The sequence below is a fragment of the Paenibacillus sp. FSL H8-0457 genome, assembly GCF_038051935.1.
Lineage (GTDB): Bacteria > Bacillota > Bacilli > Paenibacillales > Paenibacillaceae > Paenibacillus_AQ > Paenibacillus_AQ lautus_A.
This window is the reverse complement of record NZ_CP150293.1, coordinates 4,632,709-4,650,958: the sequence shown is the minus strand read 5'-3', so window position 1 is coordinate 4,650,958 and position 18,250 is coordinate 4,632,709. Positions and strand designations below refer to the sequence as shown.

Annotated in this window: 16 protein-coding genes; 10 read left to right on the top strand and 6 right to left on the bottom strand. The window is 50.1% G+C overall.

Annotated elements, in window-relative coordinates:
• Positions 1-157 precede the first annotated feature (157 nt).
• Positions 158-1,435, top strand: a complete 1,278-nt coding sequence (locus tag MHI43_RS20555) for an MFS transporter (RefSeq protein ID WP_036661553.1) — start codon at positions 158-160, stop codon at positions 1,433-1,435.
• Between the two features lie 49 nt (positions 1,436-1,484).
• Positions 1,485-2,078, top strand: coding sequence for a helix-turn-helix domain-containing protein (locus tag MHI43_RS20550; protein ID WP_341283158.1), 594 nt, complete (start codon positions 1,485-1,487; stop codon positions 2,076-2,078).
• A gap of 66 nt (positions 2,079-2,144) precedes the next feature.
• Here the strand turns inward: MHI43_RS20550 and MHI43_RS20545 are convergent, their stop codons facing one another.
• On the bottom strand, positions 2,145-2,708 hold the full coding sequence (locus MHI43_RS20545) for a TraR/DksA C4-type zinc finger protein (protein ID WP_036661551.1): 564 nt from the start codon (positions 2,706-2,708) through the stop codon (positions 2,145-2,147).
• Positions 2,709-2,942: 234 nt separating this feature from the next.
• Between MHI43_RS20545 and MHI43_RS20540 the strand changes: the two genes are divergently transcribed.
• Positions 2,943-3,320, top strand: a complete 378-nt coding sequence (locus MHI43_RS20540) for a DivIVA domain-containing protein (protein ID WP_009590687.1) — start codon at positions 2,943-2,945, stop codon at positions 3,318-3,320.
• Between the two features lie 67 nt (positions 3,321-3,387).
• Here MHI43_RS20540 and MHI43_RS20535 read toward each other — a convergent pair whose 3' ends face one another.
• The gene (locus MHI43_RS20535; protein ID WP_036661548.1) at positions 3,388-3,954 is read right to left on the bottom strand and encodes a cupin domain-containing protein; all 567 of its coding nucleotides are present in this window, start codon (positions 3,952-3,954) and stop codon (positions 3,388-3,390) included.
• 251 nt (positions 3,955-4,205) lie between these two features.
• Here MHI43_RS20535 and MHI43_RS20530 point away from each other — a divergent pair, with 251 nt between their 5' ends.
• From MHI43_RS20530 to nagE, 4 genes are all read left to right on the top strand, one after another.
• Entirely contained in the window at positions 4,206-6,887 is a 2,682-nt protein-coding gene (locus MHI43_RS20530) for a CHASE3 domain-containing protein (protein WP_015736227.1), read from the top strand.
• 279 nt (positions 6,888-7,166) lie between these two features.
• The gene (locus MHI43_RS20525; RefSeq protein ID WP_015736226.1) at positions 7,167-8,054 is read left to right on the top strand and encodes a transcription antiterminator; all 888 of its coding nucleotides are present in this window, start codon (positions 7,167-7,169) and stop codon (positions 8,052-8,054) included.
• Between the two features lies 1 nt (position 8,055).
• On the top strand, positions 8,056-8,553 hold the full coding sequence (locus tag MHI43_RS20520) for a PTS glucose transporter subunit IIA (protein WP_015736225.1): 498 nt from the start codon (positions 8,056-8,058) through the stop codon (positions 8,551-8,553).
• Positions 8,554-8,907: 354 nt separating this feature from the next.
• Positions 8,908-10,377, top strand: a complete 1,470-nt coding sequence (nagE, locus tag MHI43_RS20515) for an N-acetylglucosamine-specific PTS transporter subunit IIBC (RefSeq protein WP_015736224.1) — start codon at positions 8,908-8,910, stop codon at positions 10,375-10,377.
• A gap of 80 nt (positions 10,378-10,457) precedes the next feature.
• On the opposite strand, the gene MHI43_RS20510 is transcribed toward nagE, so the two are convergent.
• The 3 genes from MHI43_RS20510 to MHI43_RS20500 are packed head-to-tail and all read right to left on the bottom strand — an operon-like array spanning position 10,458 to position 14,106.
• Positions 10,458-11,597 (bottom strand): Ger(x)C family spore germination protein, encoded by a 1,140-nt coding sequence (locus MHI43_RS20510; RefSeq protein WP_036661546.1) that lies wholly within the window; start codon positions 11,595-11,597, stop codon positions 10,458-10,460.
• Positions 11,594-13,000 (bottom strand): spore germination protein, encoded by a 1,407-nt coding sequence (locus tag MHI43_RS20505; protein ID WP_036661545.1) that lies wholly within the window; start codon positions 12,998-13,000, stop codon positions 11,594-11,596. The genes MHI43_RS20510 and MHI43_RS20505 overlap by 4 nt, the downstream gene beginning before the upstream one ends.
• Complete coding sequence (locus tag MHI43_RS20500; RefSeq protein ID WP_015736221.1) at positions 12,997-14,106, bottom strand: endospore germination permease; 1,110 nt, start codon at positions 14,104-14,106, stop codon at positions 12,997-12,999. The genes MHI43_RS20505 and MHI43_RS20500 overlap by 4 nt, the downstream gene beginning before the upstream one ends.
• Before the next feature lie 224 nt (positions 14,107-14,330).
• On the opposite strand from MHI43_RS20500, the gene MHI43_RS20495 reads away from it, so the two are divergent.
• Entirely contained in the window at positions 14,331-15,719 is a 1,389-nt protein-coding gene (locus MHI43_RS20495; RefSeq protein WP_036661544.1) for an amino acid permease, read from the top strand.
• On the opposite strand, the gene MHI43_RS20490 is transcribed toward MHI43_RS20495, so the two are convergent.
• Positions 15,716-16,351, bottom strand: coding sequence for a LysE family transporter (locus MHI43_RS20490; RefSeq protein ID WP_036661542.1), 636 nt, complete (start codon positions 16,349-16,351; stop codon positions 15,716-15,718). The genes MHI43_RS20495 and MHI43_RS20490 overlap by 4 nt on opposite strands.
• A gap of 242 nt (positions 16,352-16,593) precedes the next feature.
• On the opposite strand from MHI43_RS20490, the gene MHI43_RS20485 reads away from it, so the two are divergent.
• Together MHI43_RS20485 and MHI43_RS20480 are read left to right on the top strand one after the other, a co-directional pair.
• Positions 16,594-17,103: a metallophosphoesterase family protein gene (locus tag MHI43_RS20485; protein ID WP_036661540.1), complete on the top strand. Its 510-nt coding sequence runs from the start codon at positions 16,594-16,596 to the stop codon at positions 17,101-17,103.
• Positions 17,104-17,219: 116 nt separating this feature from the next.
• Positions 17,220-18,119, top strand: a complete 900-nt coding sequence (locus tag MHI43_RS20480) for a DUF72 domain-containing protein (protein ID WP_036661650.1) — start codon at positions 17,220-17,222, stop codon at positions 18,117-18,119.
• Positions 18,120-18,250: the final 131 nt, after the last annotated feature.

Here is an 18,250-nt window from a genome sequence, read left to right as displayed (position 1 = left end):
TAAATCGCCAACATGGCGATTTATTTTTTTTGCCTATTGCATTCCTCTTCAAAATCATTAAAATAAACTTAACGTTAAAAAATATTTAACGTAATCATAATTTTAACGAATAAAAAAGTTTGATGAAACCATTTCATAACGAAGAGGAGAAAGTAACATGCAAAATGCCGCCGTTTTGGAAAAACAAGGCTTTGGCCAACTGTTGAAAATCCGCCCGTACCTGATTTATTTATCTGCTCAAGCCATTACCCGATTAGGGGATTCCTTGGACTCCATCGCTTACAGCTGGATGGTTTATATGCTCACAGGCTCAGAGCTGTTAATGGGGACCTTGTTCGCTTTTAACTTTCTGCCGGGATTGCTTTTCAGTTTGTTTACGGGAACCTTTGTAGACCGCTGGCCTAAGAAAAGAGTCCTCGCCTTAACCTACCTCAGCCGCGGCATCGTGGTGTCTCTGACGGCCTTTCTGTATGCGATCGGTTCTCTTCAAGTCTGGCATCTGTTTGTTTTCACGTTCCTGAATTCAACGCTCGAATGTTTCTCCAGACCCGCCGAAACCTCCATCGTTCCCCGGCTGCTCCCCAAGGAACAGCTGCTCGCGGGCAATTCTTTCTCCACATCCGTTAGCCGCAGCGCCGAATTAATCGGTCTGTCCATTGCCGGAGCCCTGATCGCCTTGATCGGAATCTCGGGAACGATCCTGATCGATGCCGTGACGTTTCTAATTGCCGCGGTTATTATTGCATTCATGCCGAATCCGGAAGCGGCCGAACAGGCCGAAGACAAGTCCGATTTCCCTGGTCCGGTGCCTGAGAAGAACAGAACGGTGCTCGGCGACATCAAAGAGGCGCTTCTGTTTGTGAAGCAGCATTCGCTGCTTCTCATCACGACGGTTCTGGCGATGATCAATAATTTCTGCTTGGCACCGTTGAACGTGCTGCAGCCGGTCTACGTCAAGGAGACATTGGGTGCCGGAGCGGGAGGTCTGAGCGTAATGGGAACGGCTCTTCTGATCGGTATGATTTGCAGCGGGCTATGGATTGGTCGCTACGGCAAGAGTTTCAAAAAGAGTACCTTGATCATGTCAGGATCGATCATGCTCGGGATCGGATATTTTGCATTAGGGATTCCAGGACATCTCCCGGCGTGGCGCGTGGAGTCCGCGGCGGTCTGCATGTTCGTTGCCGGTTTTGCCGTCTCCATGCTGAATGCCCCGATCTCGACGTATCTGATGGAAGTAACGCCGCGGCATATGCTGGGCAGAATTGGCGCACTGATGACGGTATTGTGCACGGCTGCAATTCCTGTCGGAAGCCTGATAACGGGAGTCGTGGCAGAATATCAATCCCCTCCCGTGCTCTTCTCGTTGATGGGATTTGTCATGCTGGTGCCCGTGCTGTTCCTGATTCGAAAGAAGAGTTTCCGTGCCATCTGAACCCATCGCTGTTTTTGTAATTTCGACATTCTCGGCCTATAATGAAAAGGTGAAAATTAAACGTGAAGCTGAGGTGTACGGTGTGGAAACGAAGGAATTGACTACACTGGAAGAGATCAAAATATATTCAGATCCATATCGGCTCCAGATTTTGAATGAATTAAACAAGATGGATCGTCCGGCAACCGTAAAGGAGGTCGCGGACAAGATCGGGGATGTGCCTGCGAAGGTTCATTATCATATGAAGAAGCTGGAGCGGATCGGCCTGGTCAAGATCGTATCGACGAAAGAGATCAACGGAATTATCGCTAAATATTACGAGCCTTTTGTCGGTACGGTAAAGATCAAGCGTGGGGCGGATTCCGACGAGCCGGTCATCAAGGAATTGATTCGGACCGAAACGAACAAATTATTATCCGAGCTGTTCGACCAGAATCGAGACCGTTTCTTTAAAAATATGAGCCAGGATGGCGAAGCGACGTCCATGTTGACCAATACCACCTTGTATATGAGCAAAGATGAAGCGCGCGAGTTATTTGTTGAGCTGGATAAAATGCTGACCCCTTATAAAAAGAAGCGCGGGGAAGAGTTTGACGAATACGAGTTTTTTGCTTCCAATGTTCGGAACCATAAAGAATCTTGATTACGCAAAAAAAGCTGGTACCCGAACGTCAGGTACCAGCTTTCCCTTCTAATTTGCCAAATCAATTCATACATTCTTCTTATAATCGTCTTGTCCTGGTTTAATGGACATGCCGGGCGATGTGGAGGTTCCGTAATCTTCCACGGCATCCCAGGCGCCGGCGTCATCAAATTTACCGTCGGCTGCTTGGCGGTTGACGCCGGCGCCTGATGGGGGCGGGGTCATGACATCCTCTTCAACCGGACGGTTGTCGTTGATGTCTTTTCGCGGAGTATGCTCGAGGCAATAGGCCGTATAAGGCAAAGCTTCCAGCCGTTCATACGGAATTTCCCGTCCGCATTCGGCGCAGGTTCCGTATTCGCCTTGGTCCATACGCTGCAGGGCAGCATCAATCTGCTCCAATTCACGCTCGAGCGTCTCCTGAATGGCCGAATCCCGACCGCGTTCGAAAACTTCGGTGCCCACGTCAGCGGGATGGTTGTCGGCAGCGCTCAGCTCTCCCGTGGAGTCTCGCAGGGAAAGATCCTTGTTGGTGTCTTCCCGGGACTCCAATTGATTTTCCAACCGTTCTTTATCACTGAGCAACCGTTGTCTTAGTTCACTGTATTGTTGTTTTGTCATGCTGGTCATAGGAATAGTCGCTCCTCTCTGGGTTATGTGCACAATAGAACTTCTTATGTAAATTCAATACCCGAAATGGATTGGTAACAATCACATGAAGCATGGGAATGACGGCCTGCCGTTTTTGGAACATTCTCCAAAAAAGCCCCGGAGTGTTTTAATCACGGTGCTTAATATGATATAAACAATGATAGAGAGAAGGCTAAGAAGAAGGGCTGCACCAATATCTGGAGGTAAATCATTATGGATGAACACATGAAACGCCGATTGGATAAACAGAAAAAGCTTTTTCGTCAGCTAGGCATTCAACTGGACGCTTTGTCTATCCATGAAAAGAATTTTTCGAATAAACTGAGGGGTTACGATCAGGAGGAAGTGGATTCCTTTCTGGACGAAGTGATTCAAGATTATGAGCGGTTCTATGCCACCATCTCCGATCTGATGGATAAATGGCAGGAGCAGCAGATCACCATTCGCGATCTGAGGGCTGGCGTTAAGCCAGAAGCTGAGCGTCCGGCACTGAATCCCGAAGAGATCGAAGAGACGGTGGCGAAACTGGAAGCCGACTTGCGGCTTCTGAAGAAACAGATCCGCCCTGAACAAAGATTCTATATTGATTAATGCCATACGATGCGAGCGAAATCATTACATAAGAAGTGTCCCAGCAACAAGAACCACACGTGGCCGATCACCGGCTGCGTGTGGTTTTGTTGTTTAGGTGCCCGGCTTTGAGCCATGGCGGCCCCGGCACGGGCTTCTCCGGAGTCTCGCTCTCGATCCTGTTTTGCAGCGGGACGGGCGTAAGGAGTGTCTTCGAGTAAAGCTGCTTGTTCAGGTCGTTACCTTCATAGGTATCTTCTTCGTAAATCGAATATGGCCATAACGGTGTAAAATCGATTTGGTGCGGATGCCCGGTCCGATAGATCAAGAGCAGGATTGTCCCGGGGGATAGCGATGTAATCCAGTGACACCAACCGATCGGGGCATGTACCACCTGACCGGGTACGGCTTGAAACACGAGATTCCGGTGACTTTCCGGATCCACCAGGGAATAACTGATGTCTCCTTGAATGATGTAACACAATTCATCGGTATCCGGATGGCCGTGAGGCGGGAGGCCCTCACCGCGGCCGAGATGGATTTCCGACATGAACATGCCCTGCAGAAGGGGCAGCTCCAGGGACGACACGTTCGCTGCTCCTCGACCGGCAGTACGTACAGCCTGTTTCCTGGAATGATATACATGCCTTGTCAACGCAGTGTCTCCGCAAACGCTGTGACGTTCCTCATATGAGCGGTCCTCCTTTTTTAAGCTGGAATATATTAAAAATGTGACAAGCACGTCCCCTAACAATATATGCCCAAACGTTTATAAATCTGACTGCCTACGACTAAAGAATCATTGAATGTCATGAAAACTGGTTTTGCTTGTAAACCATTTTCATAACAATTACTATGAGAATATGAGCAGACTTATACTGATCGATAACAAGGGAGGTTAGCCGTATGTCTAACAACCTGAAATTCAACATCCGCAGCAAGATTGTCATCGGCTATTTATTGATATTAATGTGTCTTGGAGCTTTTCTCTGGATTGTCTCCGACCGTATCTCTTCCCTGCAGCAAGAAGCGGATTTTATAGAGAAACATGATATCGAAGTACATAATCTCACGCATGAAATCGAGAAGAATATGCTGGAGATGGAAACCGGCCAGAGAGGGTACGTCATTACGGGCGATGAAACCTACCTGGAGCCGTTCAACCAAGCGCTGTCGTCCTGGCAGATCAATTATAACAAGCTGTACAAGCTTGTGAGCGATAACTCGGAGCAAGCCAATCATCTGGAAAATATTAAGGAGAATATCAAAGAGTGGATTACCAACGCCGGACAGCCTGCGGTTCAACTCATGCAGCTGGGACAGGATGAAGAGGCCCTTCATTTCTTTATTAACGATCCCGGAAAGCAAGCGATGAATTCCATTCATGAGCTCTTCCTCTCCTTTCGAAGCAAGGAACGTGAACTGACAACCAGCAGAATCGAAGAAATGAAGGAGAGCAATGCCCGTTTATTGTACACGATGTACCTGTTATGGGCCGGGGCGGCACTGATCACCATATGTGCGGCTTGGGTCATTTCGAAAAGCATCGTAAAGCCGATCAACCAAGTGACCAACGTCATCTCCGATATTGTAAATGGAGGCAACATCTCCCAACGCATCCATGTACATTCCAATGACGAGGTCCGCCAGTTGGCGGATACAACCAACGAACTGCTCGCACAGGTTGGCAGGCAGAACTGGGCCAAGGACCATGTTTCGGTCATGTCGACGATTCTTCAATCGTCCGATCGCGTGGAGACGGCCGTGCAATTTTTCATCCATAAGCTCGCTTTGATCATGAAGCTTCCGTACGGGGCGGTGTTTATTACCCGGTCAGGATCGGAACTGGTTAAGGCTGCTGCTTTTGCCGACCCGGACGGCGAGCCTTGGAACAAGGTCCGGGATCGTTTCCTGCCGGGCGAAGGTTTGGTGGGGCAGTGCATGCTGGAGCAGCGTATGATCATACTGGACGATATACCGCCCAACTATGTGCGGATTGAATCGGGACTCGGCGATGCCGAGCCTTCGACGCTGCTGCTGGCACCCGTGATGTTCGAGGGACAAGTTCTCGGCGTGATCGAGTTGGCCAAATTCCAACCCTTCGATGAGCTGGAGATTCAGCTGATCGAACAGTTGAATTTTCAGCTTGGAGTGACCATGAATTCGATTCAAAGCAAAATGGAAATCCAGCAGCTGTATCATGAATCACAAACGCTGAACGAGGAACTGCAGAGCCAGACCGAAGAGCTGCAAGCGCAGACCGAGGAGCTTCAAACGCACTCCGTGGAAATGCATCTGCTGAATGAACGGTTGGGAGCCCAGAAGGAAGCGGCTTTAATCGCAGCCAGCGAGTTGGAAAAATACGCGAAGGAGCTGGAGAAGAGCTCTAAATATAAATCGCAGTTCCTGGCCAATATGTCCCATGAGCTGCGGACGCCGCTGAACAGCATGCTCATCCTCTCCCAGATTTTGGCGGAGAATAAGCAGGGGAATTTGACAGAGGAAGAACAACATTATGCTACCGTCATTCATAATTCAGGCAGTGAATTGTTGAATTTGATCAATGATATCCTGGATCTGTCCAAGGTCGAGGCAGGTAAGATGCAGATCGAAATGGACTTGGTGAACTTGACGGAGCTGCCGGAGCTGATGGAAGGATACTTCTCCAAAAGCGCGGAATCCAAAAATCTGGAATTTGATATCGAGGTGGCGGATGACCTGCCCGACATGATGTACAGCGATGGGATGCGCCTTCATCAAATTCTGCGCAACCTGCTCTCCAATGCGATTAAGTTTACGGAGAGCGGCAGCGTGAAGCTGAAGGTAAAGAAAATGAATTCGATTGTCACTTCGGATTTCATTATCAGCGGCGACGTCATTGCTTTTTCCGTTGAGGATACCGGCATCGGGATTGCGGCAGAGCATCTACAGCCGATCTTCGAAGCATTCCAGCAAGGCGAAGAAACCACCGCCAGAAGATTCGGGGGAACGGGCCTCGGCTTATCCATATCGCTGCATTTAGCGAAGCTGCTGGGCGGGTATATTACCGTGGAGAGCGAAGAAGGAATCGGGAGCACCTTTATATTATATTTGCCGCTCGTTACGGAGGGCGGTGCAGTCGACAGCCTGTTTATGCTGCCCGAAGTGGCTGCCACGGCAAGCGACAACAGCTTGAGCGATATCCGGATGGAAGAGTACGAACAGGAGGAGCTTAGCCGGTTGGAGAACAAAACCGTATTGATTGTCGATGATGATATACGGAATGTTTACGCATTGACCAATGCGCTGGAGAAACTCCAGTTGACCGTGCACACAGCCCAGAACGGCTTCGAGTGCTTGGAGCTGTTAAGCAAACATTCATCCATCGATGCGGTATTGCTGGATACGGTCATGCCTGAAATGGACGGCGTCGAAACCATGAAGCGGATTCGGGAGAACCCGGAGTGGAGCGATCTGCCACTGATCGTCATGAGCTCGAATGCGATGAGGGATTCGGATCAATTCCTTGGAGAAGGTGCGAACGGCTATCTTCACAAGCCGCTCCAACTCCGCGAGGTCATCCTTACCCTTCAGAAATGGATAGGGTAATAAGCGATCAAGTCAAGTCCGGGATATGACGGCGCTAATGTGCTGTTCCTTGCAAGGGCATGTCGTAAGTTGACGAATGCAAGCGGGTTGTTTTATGATGGAATCATAGTAGAAACATAAAACGGCGTGTTACCTGAAGCAGGGCATGAGCCAAGAAGAGACATCTTTATTTAAGGGGTCTTTTCTTGGCTTTTTCAATGTTCATGCGGTAGGAGTATTTCTCCGCAAATGAATCCTATGGCGGAACACTGTTTAAACTTAAAGGAAAGGGGGAAGTTAATGAGCGGGATTGAGTTGTTTACAGTCGTTCGTGTTATTGGTAACAATGTCGTGATGGTTACTGGCGGCAAAAAAGAATCGGAATATGTCATCTTAGGCAAAGGCATTGGCTTCGGCGCAAAAATAGGCGGTACGATCGCTTCGGACGATAAGCGGATTGAAAAGCTGTTCAGGCTGGAGGATCGGGAGCAGTGGAGCCAAGCTCACCATCTGCTGGAAGAATTTGATCCGCAGGTGATGGAGATTACGGATCAGATACTGAATCTCATCGGACAGGAATTTCCGGGCACATTAAATGATAAGGTATACCTGGCGCTTCCAAGCCATATCCAGTTTACGATCTACAGAATCCGCAAAGGCATGGATATTATCAATCCTTTCCTTGAAGAAACCCGGATCAGCTTCCCAAAAGAATATGATATCGCAGCCAAGGCAGCGGAATTGATCGGCAAGACCTTCGATATAGAGGTTCCCGAGGATGAGATTGGCTTCTTGACCTACCATGTGTATTCGGCCGTCAGTCATGTACCCGTTGGCCATCTGGTCAAGGCATCCAACGTGGTGGGAAGCCTGGTGAAGTATATTGAAGAGGAGCGGCAGGTCGCCTTTGACCGGGGAAGCATGGATTATGTTCGTCTGCTCATGCATTTAAGGTTCTCGGTAGACCGCATTCTGAATCAGGAAATCCATGTCGATAATCCGTTCGCGGAACAGATCCGCTCCAAGTTCACGCAGGAATACGGATTGGCAACACGTCTCTCAGGCATGATGGAGAAAGAACTTGGCAAGAAAGTGCCCGAAGCGGAGGTCTGCTTTCTAGCTATGCATTTATACCGGCTCTTCACAGGCCGACTACAGCAAAAGAATCAACCCAGGGAGGAATCTTAACATGTTCGATCGTTGGAAAAAGAAAAAAACAGCTACTGTCATTCAACTCACAGCCCCATTGTCGGGTAAAGCCGTGCCTTTATCGCAAGTGCCCGATGAGGCGTTTGCTGCCGGACACATGGGCCAAGGCATCGCCATCGAGCCTTCCGAGGGCAAATTAATCGCGCCTTTTGACGGGACCGTTGCGCATGTCATCAAGTCCAAGCATGCCGTCATGCTCGAGGATCCCGCAACCGGCCTGCAGTATTTGTTCCATATCGGGATTAACACGGTCGGTTTGAAGGGTGAAGGCTTTACAAGCCATGTTCAAGCCGGTGACCAGGTGAAGTCGGGTCAGACGCTCATCGAATTCGACATGGCTGCGATCCGGGCCGCCGGTTATCCGACGATTACGCCGATTATCGTAACCAATGCGGATGAAGTGGCTTCCAAGGTGGACGGTCAGACCGGTGACGTCGTGTCCGGCCAAAATCCTGTTTTGACCATCGATTTGAAATAGTTTTCATTCGATAAGGAAATAAATATTGGTTATTGACAAAACGGGAAGACGTGAATTAAGATAACAACATCAAATGAATACGTTTAAGGCGTGTTACCATAAACATGGGCATGAGCCAAGAAGAAACGGACTATTTAATGCATAGTCGCCGTTCTTCTTGGCTTTTTTTGTTGACTTCGAATGATGATGGTATCCATGCCGCCTTAAAATGATGAATACAAGAGCCCGCAAGGAGGAGGATTTTCTGAGGTATTTCTGTTCCGGAGTGAATGGGAAGAAATGGTTATTATATCGACGCATTATGTAAACGGTTTCAGCAAAAGCTAAATTATTGAAGTTGAAAGGATGATTGACATGCTGGCTAAATTGCAAAAGCTGGGTAAGTCCCTTATGCTGCCGGTGGCCACATTGCCTGCGGCAGGTATCTTGCAGGGGCTTGGATTGATCGACTATCAAAAAGACATACCATTGGGAGCTCTCGGAGCTTTTCTGAATCAATATGTAACTCCGTTCATGACTTCCGGCGCCCTTGCCATTCTGGATAATCTGCCGATTATTTTTGCGATCGGCGTTGCGATCGGATTCGCCGGGGATGCCGTTGCGGGTCTCTCCGCTCTTATCGGGTACATGGTGCTTACAAGAGTGCTGGCGCAAGTGCCGCTGCAAATGCCGTTTATTCCGGATGACGTAAAGCTGAATATGGGCGTTCTTGGCGGTTTCTTTGTCGGTCTATGGTCCGCCTACCTGTATAATAAATTCCACAACATTAAGATGCCGGATTGGTTGGGCTTCTTTGCGGGTAAACGCTTCGTACCGATCATCACGGCGGCCTCCACGATGGTGCTGGCAGTGCTGATCGGCATGATTTGGAGCCCGATCCAGGATGGCATTTCCGCCTTCGGCAACTGGGTTGTCGGTCTGGGAGGCATCGGTTCGTTCATCTTCGGTACGGCTAACCGCTTGCTGATCCCTCTGGGTCTGCATCACGTATTAAACTCCATCGCCTGGTTCCAGATCGGAGATTACACGAATGCCGCGGGCGAAGTCGTTCACGGCGACCTGTGGCGTTTCTTTGCGGGAGACCCGACGGCAGGCATGTTCATGTCCGGTTTCTTCCCGATCATGATGTTTGCGATGCCTGCTGCGGCACTGGCGTTTATGCATACCGCCAAGCCGTCCAAACGCAAGCTCGTCGGCTCCATCTTTATCGGTTCGGCAGTGGCGTCGTTCCTGACGGGGATCACCGAACCGCTTGAATTCGCGTTCATGTTCATTGCTCCGGTACTGTATGTAGTTCATGCGATTTTGACAGGTCTTTCCGGATTGATCATGTATGTCCTGGATGTGCATTTGGGCTTCTCGTTCTCGGCGGGCCTGATCGACTACCTGGTGAATCTGAAGCTGTCTACCAATGCTTGGCTGCTCCTGCCGGTCGGCTTGGCTTTCGGAGTCGTTTACTATCTGCTGTTCAGAATCCTCATTGTGAAGCTGAACTTGAAAACGCCTGGACGCGAGGATGACGACGACATGGATCCGATTTCTGACGATGGCGATACAGTTGCCCCGGCTCCATCCGGAGCGGCATCCAATGAATCCAAAGCGGCCAAGGTTCTGCAAAACATCGGCGGCGCGGATAATATTACCAGCATCGATGCTTGTATCACGCGTCTGCGCCTCGTCGTTAAAGACGAGAAGGCCGTTAAGGATTCGGAGTTGAAAAAATTAGGCGCATCGGGCGTCATGCGTCTGGGTCAAGGTGCGGTCCAGGTCGTATTCGGACCGCAGGCCGAATCCATTAAAGACGAAATCAAAAAAATGATGTAAATGTGGCGGCAGCTGCTACTAACGAGAGAAACCCTGTGCTATTCCAAGCACAGGGTTTCTCTTTTTTTTGCACAGGTTCATTATCGGTTCAGGCTTTTACGCTGTCCCCAATACCGGATGTTGACATTGACATCAAGCTCAAGCGGCGTTTCGTCGTAGATTTCCTTTTTCTGTTCCACTAGTTTCTTCCATAGTTTTGGATCGGTTCGGTACAATTGGAGACATAGCTCATAAGGATCTGCGTGGATCAATGCTGCTTTATGAAAGGTGTTCTGCAATTCCTTACGCAGGGTATCTTCCGTTAATCGCTTCATTTCCTTAATCCCCACCTGCTTGTATATATTCTGTACCGTCCCTATGACGTTCAGCTTGATTCGATACGACGCATCGTTTGGCTTCCGGATGACTTCGATGGTAGATTGGGGCTTCTCCAGCCGAATGCTCCCAACGGCTTCACCGTCCGCCTGAACGACGACGGCAGCGTGAGTATTATTCGATGCTAACCAGCGGGTCCCCAGCAGATCGGATCGTGGGAGCCAGCCCATCAATTCCTTGTTCTTGATCAGAAATCCACCGTTCACTTCCAATATCGGATGCTGCTTTAGATTTTCCGACCAGTTCTGCGTCGAAATATGAAGGGAGGGAAGCAGCACGGTGGCGGCTTTTTCCCTGTAGAGACGAATAAAGTTCACGAATTGGATCGGACGTATAAACGAGAATTGGACATAGCTTTCCCTGGGTTCATGAAGCAGTGAATGCAGGGGGGAGAGCTGAAAGAACGGCGATACCGTAAAAAGATCCTCCATCTTATCCTTGGTCCCGTATATCCATTTCGTATACCGGATTTCCTGGGAACGGTTGGTCAAGTCGAACACTTGGGCCAACAGCTTAGGTTTTAATACCGATTCGCTAAGCACCAAAGCCGTCACATGACCCCAAGAGACCCGCTGTTGACTCGACGTGTACAGATCAATGAGGGCTTCAGTCAACGTGGTCCCGGTTCCTCGGCCAACCCAGATAGGCGCTTTCTCCGTCTGTTTGTTGGATTCTTGTTTGGCAATCGTGGCAAAGTCAAGCATCTGCACATAAATGATATATTTCTCGTCCTTGTAATCTACGCCGAGCGCCGTGATGTAGTTGATATCCTGGACTTCATTGTTGTCCCAGCAGCCTGAGAGCAGCAGAGACGTTAGGCATACAAGTATCCATACCCGCTTCATAACGCGCCGCCCTTTTTCCGTTTCCCCGGAAATCGCAAGAGATTGCCCAGGACTTTGGATTTGGAGAAGGGCGAGAAGGGGGCAAGGTACGGCTGCCCGAACGGATTATGGTTTGCTGCATATTGAACGATCATGAAGACCGATATGAAGAAACCGAATAAACCGAACACCGAGGACAGGGTAAGGACAAAGAAACGCATGATCGTCTGGCTGACAACAAAATCCTGATTGGAGTGGGTAGACCCCGCCACAAAGGATAGGGCGCCGATGACGGTCATCGTCGGGGAGAAAAAACCGCCCCGAATCGCCGCATCGCCGATAATGATACCGGAAACCACCGTAATGGTTGACGCGATCGGAGAAGGCATTTGCATGCCGGCTTCCCGCAGCAGAGTGAGGAGAAACAGGATGATCAGCATCTCAAACCCGGTCGGGATCGGAAGGCCGAGCCGGGTATTCGCAACCGTTGCCAGCAGCGGAAAAGGGATTTGATCCTGGTGAAAGGCTAATAGCGTTATATAGAAGCCGGGAAGAAAAATGGAAATCAGGAACCCGAACATTCTCAGAATTCTCCAAGGCATCACGAAATAGAACGGCATTTGGGGGTCTTCGGCAGCGAACAGCAGCTGCATGAAGCTCGCAGGTGCAATCAATAGGACGGGGCTCCCCTGCAAAATAATGACCAATCGGCCGCGGGTCAGAGAGTCGTATGCCAGATCCGTCCGCCCCGTGTAGTCAAACATGGGAAGCACGCTGAACCTGTATGGAGTCAGATGCTCCGCAAGCTCGCCGATCCCTACGGGAGGATCCCCGGCGTAATGGTTTAGCTTGTCCACGATGGCCGTGACGGTCTCCGGTATGACCTTGTCCTTTAAATACATGATGCCGACGGTGGTTTTGCTTTTGTCTCCAAGCTTAAAGGAGGAATAGACAAGTCCCGGTGATTTCAGCCTTTTGCGGATAAGTGCTACATTGATATCCAATTCCTCGACAAACCCGTCGCGAGGTCCTTTGACCGAGGTTTCCGTGGCGCTTTCTTCCGGCGTTCGGCCGATGGTTTTGCCGGCGCTGTACGAATACAGCTTATCGTCCTTGGGAAAATACAAGGCAACGTAGCCGGAATAAACAATGTCATCGACGGACTCCAAATCGGCATCGGCGACATCCAGCGTAAGATAATATTCAAGGCTGGTCGGGTCAAACGGATGCTTTTGCGAAACGGAAGTATTCCATTCCTTGCTGATGACAGGCAAAAAGACCTCGGACAACACTTTCGAATCGCACATCATCGGGCTGTAAACCATAATCGCCCAAGGCTCTTCATCCATTCCCGGGTAGGACGTTATATAGACGTCATCGGAATCGGCATAACGATCGCGCAGCTGCTGTTCGGTCATGTTCATTGCGGCGTATCTCCTTTCGTGGAACTGGCATCCTGCGGCTCCTGCTGATTCGGTTTGCGGATCAGGAAGAATAACAGGAGGCTTAGGATGGTGATATAAACGGCGGATGCGGGCAAGAAATAGTCGGCCATGGCATAATACATTTTCAAATTGCTGATCGGTGAGGCGCACAGTATGATGAGCAGCGTGGTGGCGGCTAATACGCCAACGCTCTGTCTGGACTTGGGAAGAAGGGTTTCGCAGAGCAAAAAAATCGAAATCGAAATGGAGATATAAGCCCCGCTAAGCCACTGGAAGATGGATAAAAAATCGACGTGCTCCACGAATTTGCCCAGCTTCACGAGACGCCATTGTTCATAGGCGGGATATCGCTGAAGCTTCATTTCTTCCGGACCAAATTCGGCAATGCCGCCGATCGTGGGTCCAAACGTGAGGAGTATGAGAACCAGATGGATGAGCAGGATCGTCAAGAAACCGGGCTTTTTCTGCAGGTGAGGCCGCAGAAACAAGATCAGGATAAATTGGGCAAGCCCCCCTAACATGGTCGGGATTCCGCTGAGCACCGGCATGAAGCCTTCCTCAAGGACAGGCAGCAAGTAGCTGTAGTTTTTTACTTTCAGGTTGGACACGGACACGAATATGCCAAGCAAGACGACGCAAGGCAGCAAGATGCCGGCGGCAACGCCGATGGTTTTGATTCCATGGTTAATGCTGATAAGGCACAGCATCATGAGCACGAAGGCCGTTGCAATGACAGGGGTTTGGACCATATAGGTCGATTTCGTCCAATCGATGACTTCCTTTAGGGTATAGAAGGCGAAAGCGAAAAAATACAAGCCGGACATGCCCATTGCAAGCATGCGAGCCGCTTTGCCGCTGCTCTCGTCCAACGCTTGCTTGATCGAACGGGGGCCGACTTTTTTGATGATTCCGTAAACTAGCAGAACCCAGGGCATAAATAACACGGCTGACACTAGAATGGTGATCCAGGCATCCCGTCCGGACTTCTCCAGAAGCACAGGGATGATCATGACATGATTGGTCAAACCTGCCGTGAGCATCATAATCATAAATGCCTGATTCGTTGGAATGCGAGCTAATGACATGTGTGATCCCCCAATTCTGCTTTCTTCCGTTTATACTTCTCGGGGAACAGCCAAAATATGCGAGAGCATCCAGCCTCGGGTTGCATAAGCTCTTTGCTCGTCTTCTTTTTATGAACTTTAAAGGCATTTTTAGGCTGGGCGGCACGGTACATAAATCACGGAGAATCCCTTCATAATAAGGAAAGTTTTGAACGAACACATCACAATATCCGGAGGACATAACCGTGAACAGAGGAGCGAAGACGGAGGCAGGGAAAGAAAAAGGGAATCTGAAGTGGTGGCAGCTATCGCTGCTGGGGGTCGCATCAACGATCGGCACGGGGTATTTTCTCGGATCCGCGCTGGGTATCCGGCTTGGGGGACCGGCTTTTCTTCTTTCTATTATATTGGCGGCGACGGCCACCTACTTCGTGTTTGATGTGCTGGCGCGAATGACGGCGGAGGATCCGCAAAAAGGCTCGTTCCGAACCTACGCCAAAAAAGCCTACGGCCGGTGGGCAGGCTTCTCAACAGGGTGGATGTACTGGTGCTCCGAAGTATTGATCATGGGAAGCCAGATGACGGCGCTGGCGATTTTCTCCCGTTTTTGGTTTCCTGGCGTTCCAATGTGGATATTCGCATCAGGTTATGCCGTACTGGGGCTTTTTGTCATATGGATCGGCACCAAGGGCTTCGACCGCCTGGAGAATGTGCTGGCTGTTATTAAGGTTGCTGCCATCGTCATGTTTCTTGTCATTGCCGCCGCCGCTTGGATGGGATGGTTGAAAGGCGGGACTAAGCCCCATGTTCCGGGCAGCATGAACGCCTTATTTCCGACGGGCGGAAAAGGCGTGTGGTCGTCCTTGATCTTTGCGTTTTATGCTTTCGGCGGAATTGAAGTCATGGGAGTCATGGCCGTCCGCTTGAAGAATCCGAAGGAAGCGCCGAAATCGGGCAAGGTGATGATTCTCCTGCTGTCCATCGTATATGTGCTGTCTATTGGGATGGCCGTCATGATGGTAGCCTGGAATCGCTTCTCCACGACGAAAAGCCCCTTCGTTGTAGCGCTTAACTCGTATCAACTGCCTTTTATCCCCCATCTATTCAATGCGGTCTTAATCATTGCCGGCTTCTCGACGATGGTTGCCTCGCTGTATGCCGTAACCACGATGCTGGTCACGTTATCCGAGGATAAGGATGCGCCCAAGCTGTTTTCCAGAAAAATGTTTAAGCGCGATACGCCCATCTTCTCCCTTTCCCTAACCGCCGCCGGGTTGATTGTATCCATCGTGCTGTCTCTGCTCATGCCCGGCAAGATTTACGAGTACCTGACAACTGCGGCAGGCCTTATGCTGCTGTATAACTGGTTTTTTATCCTGATATCGGCAGGCCGGCTGATCGAGCTTACGGGATGGGGCAAGGTCAAAAGATACATCGGAATGATACTCATAGCGGCTGCCGTCAGCGGAACCGCCCTGCACCCGACGAGTCGGCCGGGACTCTGGATCAGTCTCGGGTTCATATTGTTAATCGGACTGGTCGTATTATGCATGCGCTCCGTGTGGAAGAAATCCGGTCAGGGCCGGGCGATGGAGAGGGAAAAGCGCAAACTTAGCCCCAAACCGGCCCGTTAGAATACGAGCGGATAAAGTAATGCCAGAGCTCGAATTCCGAAATAAACGCCAAACACGATCAGCGAGATCCCGGAAAGCACCGAAATGAGAGAAAGCGCCCGCTCGTTTAAATATCGGCGGAATACGCTGCCGAGCGCGGCCATGAACAAGTCCCACAGCACGACCCCGGCGATGACGGCAACGCTGTAGAGAAACAGGTTCCCGGACCCTTCGTCCGCAGCCGTTTTGACCAGGATGGAGCCGTAGATGCCGAGCCAGAACAGAATCGTCATCGGATTCGAGACGGACATGAGAAACCCGGAGAGCGTGCTTCTCCATAACGAATCATCGCTTTTTTCTTGACTGATCGTCACTTTATTGGCGTTCAGGATGCTTTCCAGCCCGGAATAGATAAGGACAAAAGCGCCGAACAGCCAGAGGAATGTCTGCATGAACGGCGTATTCAGAAAATGAACAACGCCGAGATAGACGAGGACCATATACAGGATATCCGCAAGGACCGCACCAATGCCGAACAGCCAAGCATGCCAGAATCCTTTCTTGATCCCCTTATCAAGCTGCGCCGCATTAATCGGACCAACGGGGGCTGATAGGGAAAGGCCAAGGATCATGTAGCTAATTAGAATACTCATCAACTTCCACCTCTCGTCTGGAACATGGATAACACAGCTTGTACCTGCTTGCTCGTACATTGTATTCGGAAGGCGGACAAACTAAAACTGGATTGGGAATTTTTTCTGCCTTAAAAAAGACATGAAAAACCGCGCAGCTCCCTGCGCGGTTTTATTTGATTTCGTTTATTTGGTAGGATATAGATGAATGTCAGATGGCTGGTATTACAGCATTACATAACCATAAGAAGAGGTGCATCCCAATGAGTCGCCCATATCGGATTACGGTATTGTCAGACACCCATATGCCCAAAAAGGCGAAGGAACTGCCAGACCCGCTGCTTGAAGATTTACGGCAATCGGAGCTTATTGTTCATGCCGGAGACTGGTCCGATTGGGAGCTCTACGAGCTGTTAAGTCAATATGCTCCCGTGGAGGGCGTGGCCGGGAATGTGGATGACGCGCGGATCGTGGAACGCTTTGGGTATAAAAGACTGGTTGAAATCGAAGGCAAGCGCATCGGGATTGTGCACGGACACGGTCAAGGCGGAACGACGCCAACGCGAGCAAGAAAAGCTTTTGCAGATACGGAGGTGGACTGCATCTTGTTCGGCCACTCCCATATTCCCTTTAAAGAAGATGTACAGGGGGTCCTGCTGTTCAATCCCGGTTCCGCTACGGATAAAAGGCGGCAGCCCCGTTATTCGCATGGAAGGATCGAGATCCTGGACGGAAACCTGGAAGCCCATCATGTTTTTTATGATCGGAAGTGAACGAAATCAAGGCATTGGTAAAATCAGTATGGGGCTGCCTGCTTTTGAAATCACCCGTATCAGGTTAATTAATAGAAGTCCCCGATATGGTAAATCATGTGGATGAGAGGATTGTTATGTCAAAGAAAGATAAGCAAAAAGATGTGATTCAGGTAGGTTTGTCCGGGTGGGGAGATCATGACAAGCTGTATGACGAAGGGGCAAGGCCTGCAGATAAACTGGAAATGTACAGCAGGCATTTTCCCATCGTGGAGATGGACAATTCGTTCTATGCCATACCCTCGCCGGAACAAATGACAAAATGGGCGGCAGCCGTCCCGGAGCATTTCGGTTTTATTGTAAAGGCCTATCAGGGCATGACAGGACATGCCCGCGGACAGGGCAAGGACAGATACCCCAGCGTAAAAGCGATGTTCGATCATTTGCTTGCATCGGTCGAAGAATTGCGAGCGGCTGACAAATTAAGGACCGTGCTTTTCCAATACCCGCCATGGTTTGGTTGCGAACGCAAGCATGTGGACACGCTGAAGCGTACGCGGGAATGGATGAAGGACGTTCCGGTAGCATTGGAGTTTCGCCATCAGAGCTGGTATGCGCCGGAGTTTCGCGAGAAGACCCTCGAATTTATGCGAAGCGAGGGTTGGATCCACAGCATAGCCGACGAGCCGCAAGCCGGTATCGGATCGGTGCCGGTCGTGCTCGAGACATCGGGCACGGAGGCCGTGATGATCCGGATGCACGGACGAAACGCCGATGGGTGGCAATCCAGCGGTCTGCCCAACTGGCGAGAGGTACGGTATTTGTACCGTTACAGTCCGGAAGAATTGGAACAGCTGAGAGGATGGATAGAGCAATTGCTAAAGAAAGCGAAGCAGTGCTGGATTATCTTCAACAACAATTCGGGAGGCGATGCTTCCGACAACGCCAAACAGCTTCTTCAACTGCTGGGGATGGACACCGGCCCCGAGCCGCTGCGGCAGATGGACTGGCTGGAAGAGGATATTTTTTCCGAATAAATGGGTTTAAATGGAACCCCATACAGGGAACTGGTGAACGAGCGGACAAATCGTCAAAAAATTGACGCAAATTCATCTGTTTCTGAGATCATTATTATATATAAAGGGTATTTTCGGTATTGAGGCCAAGT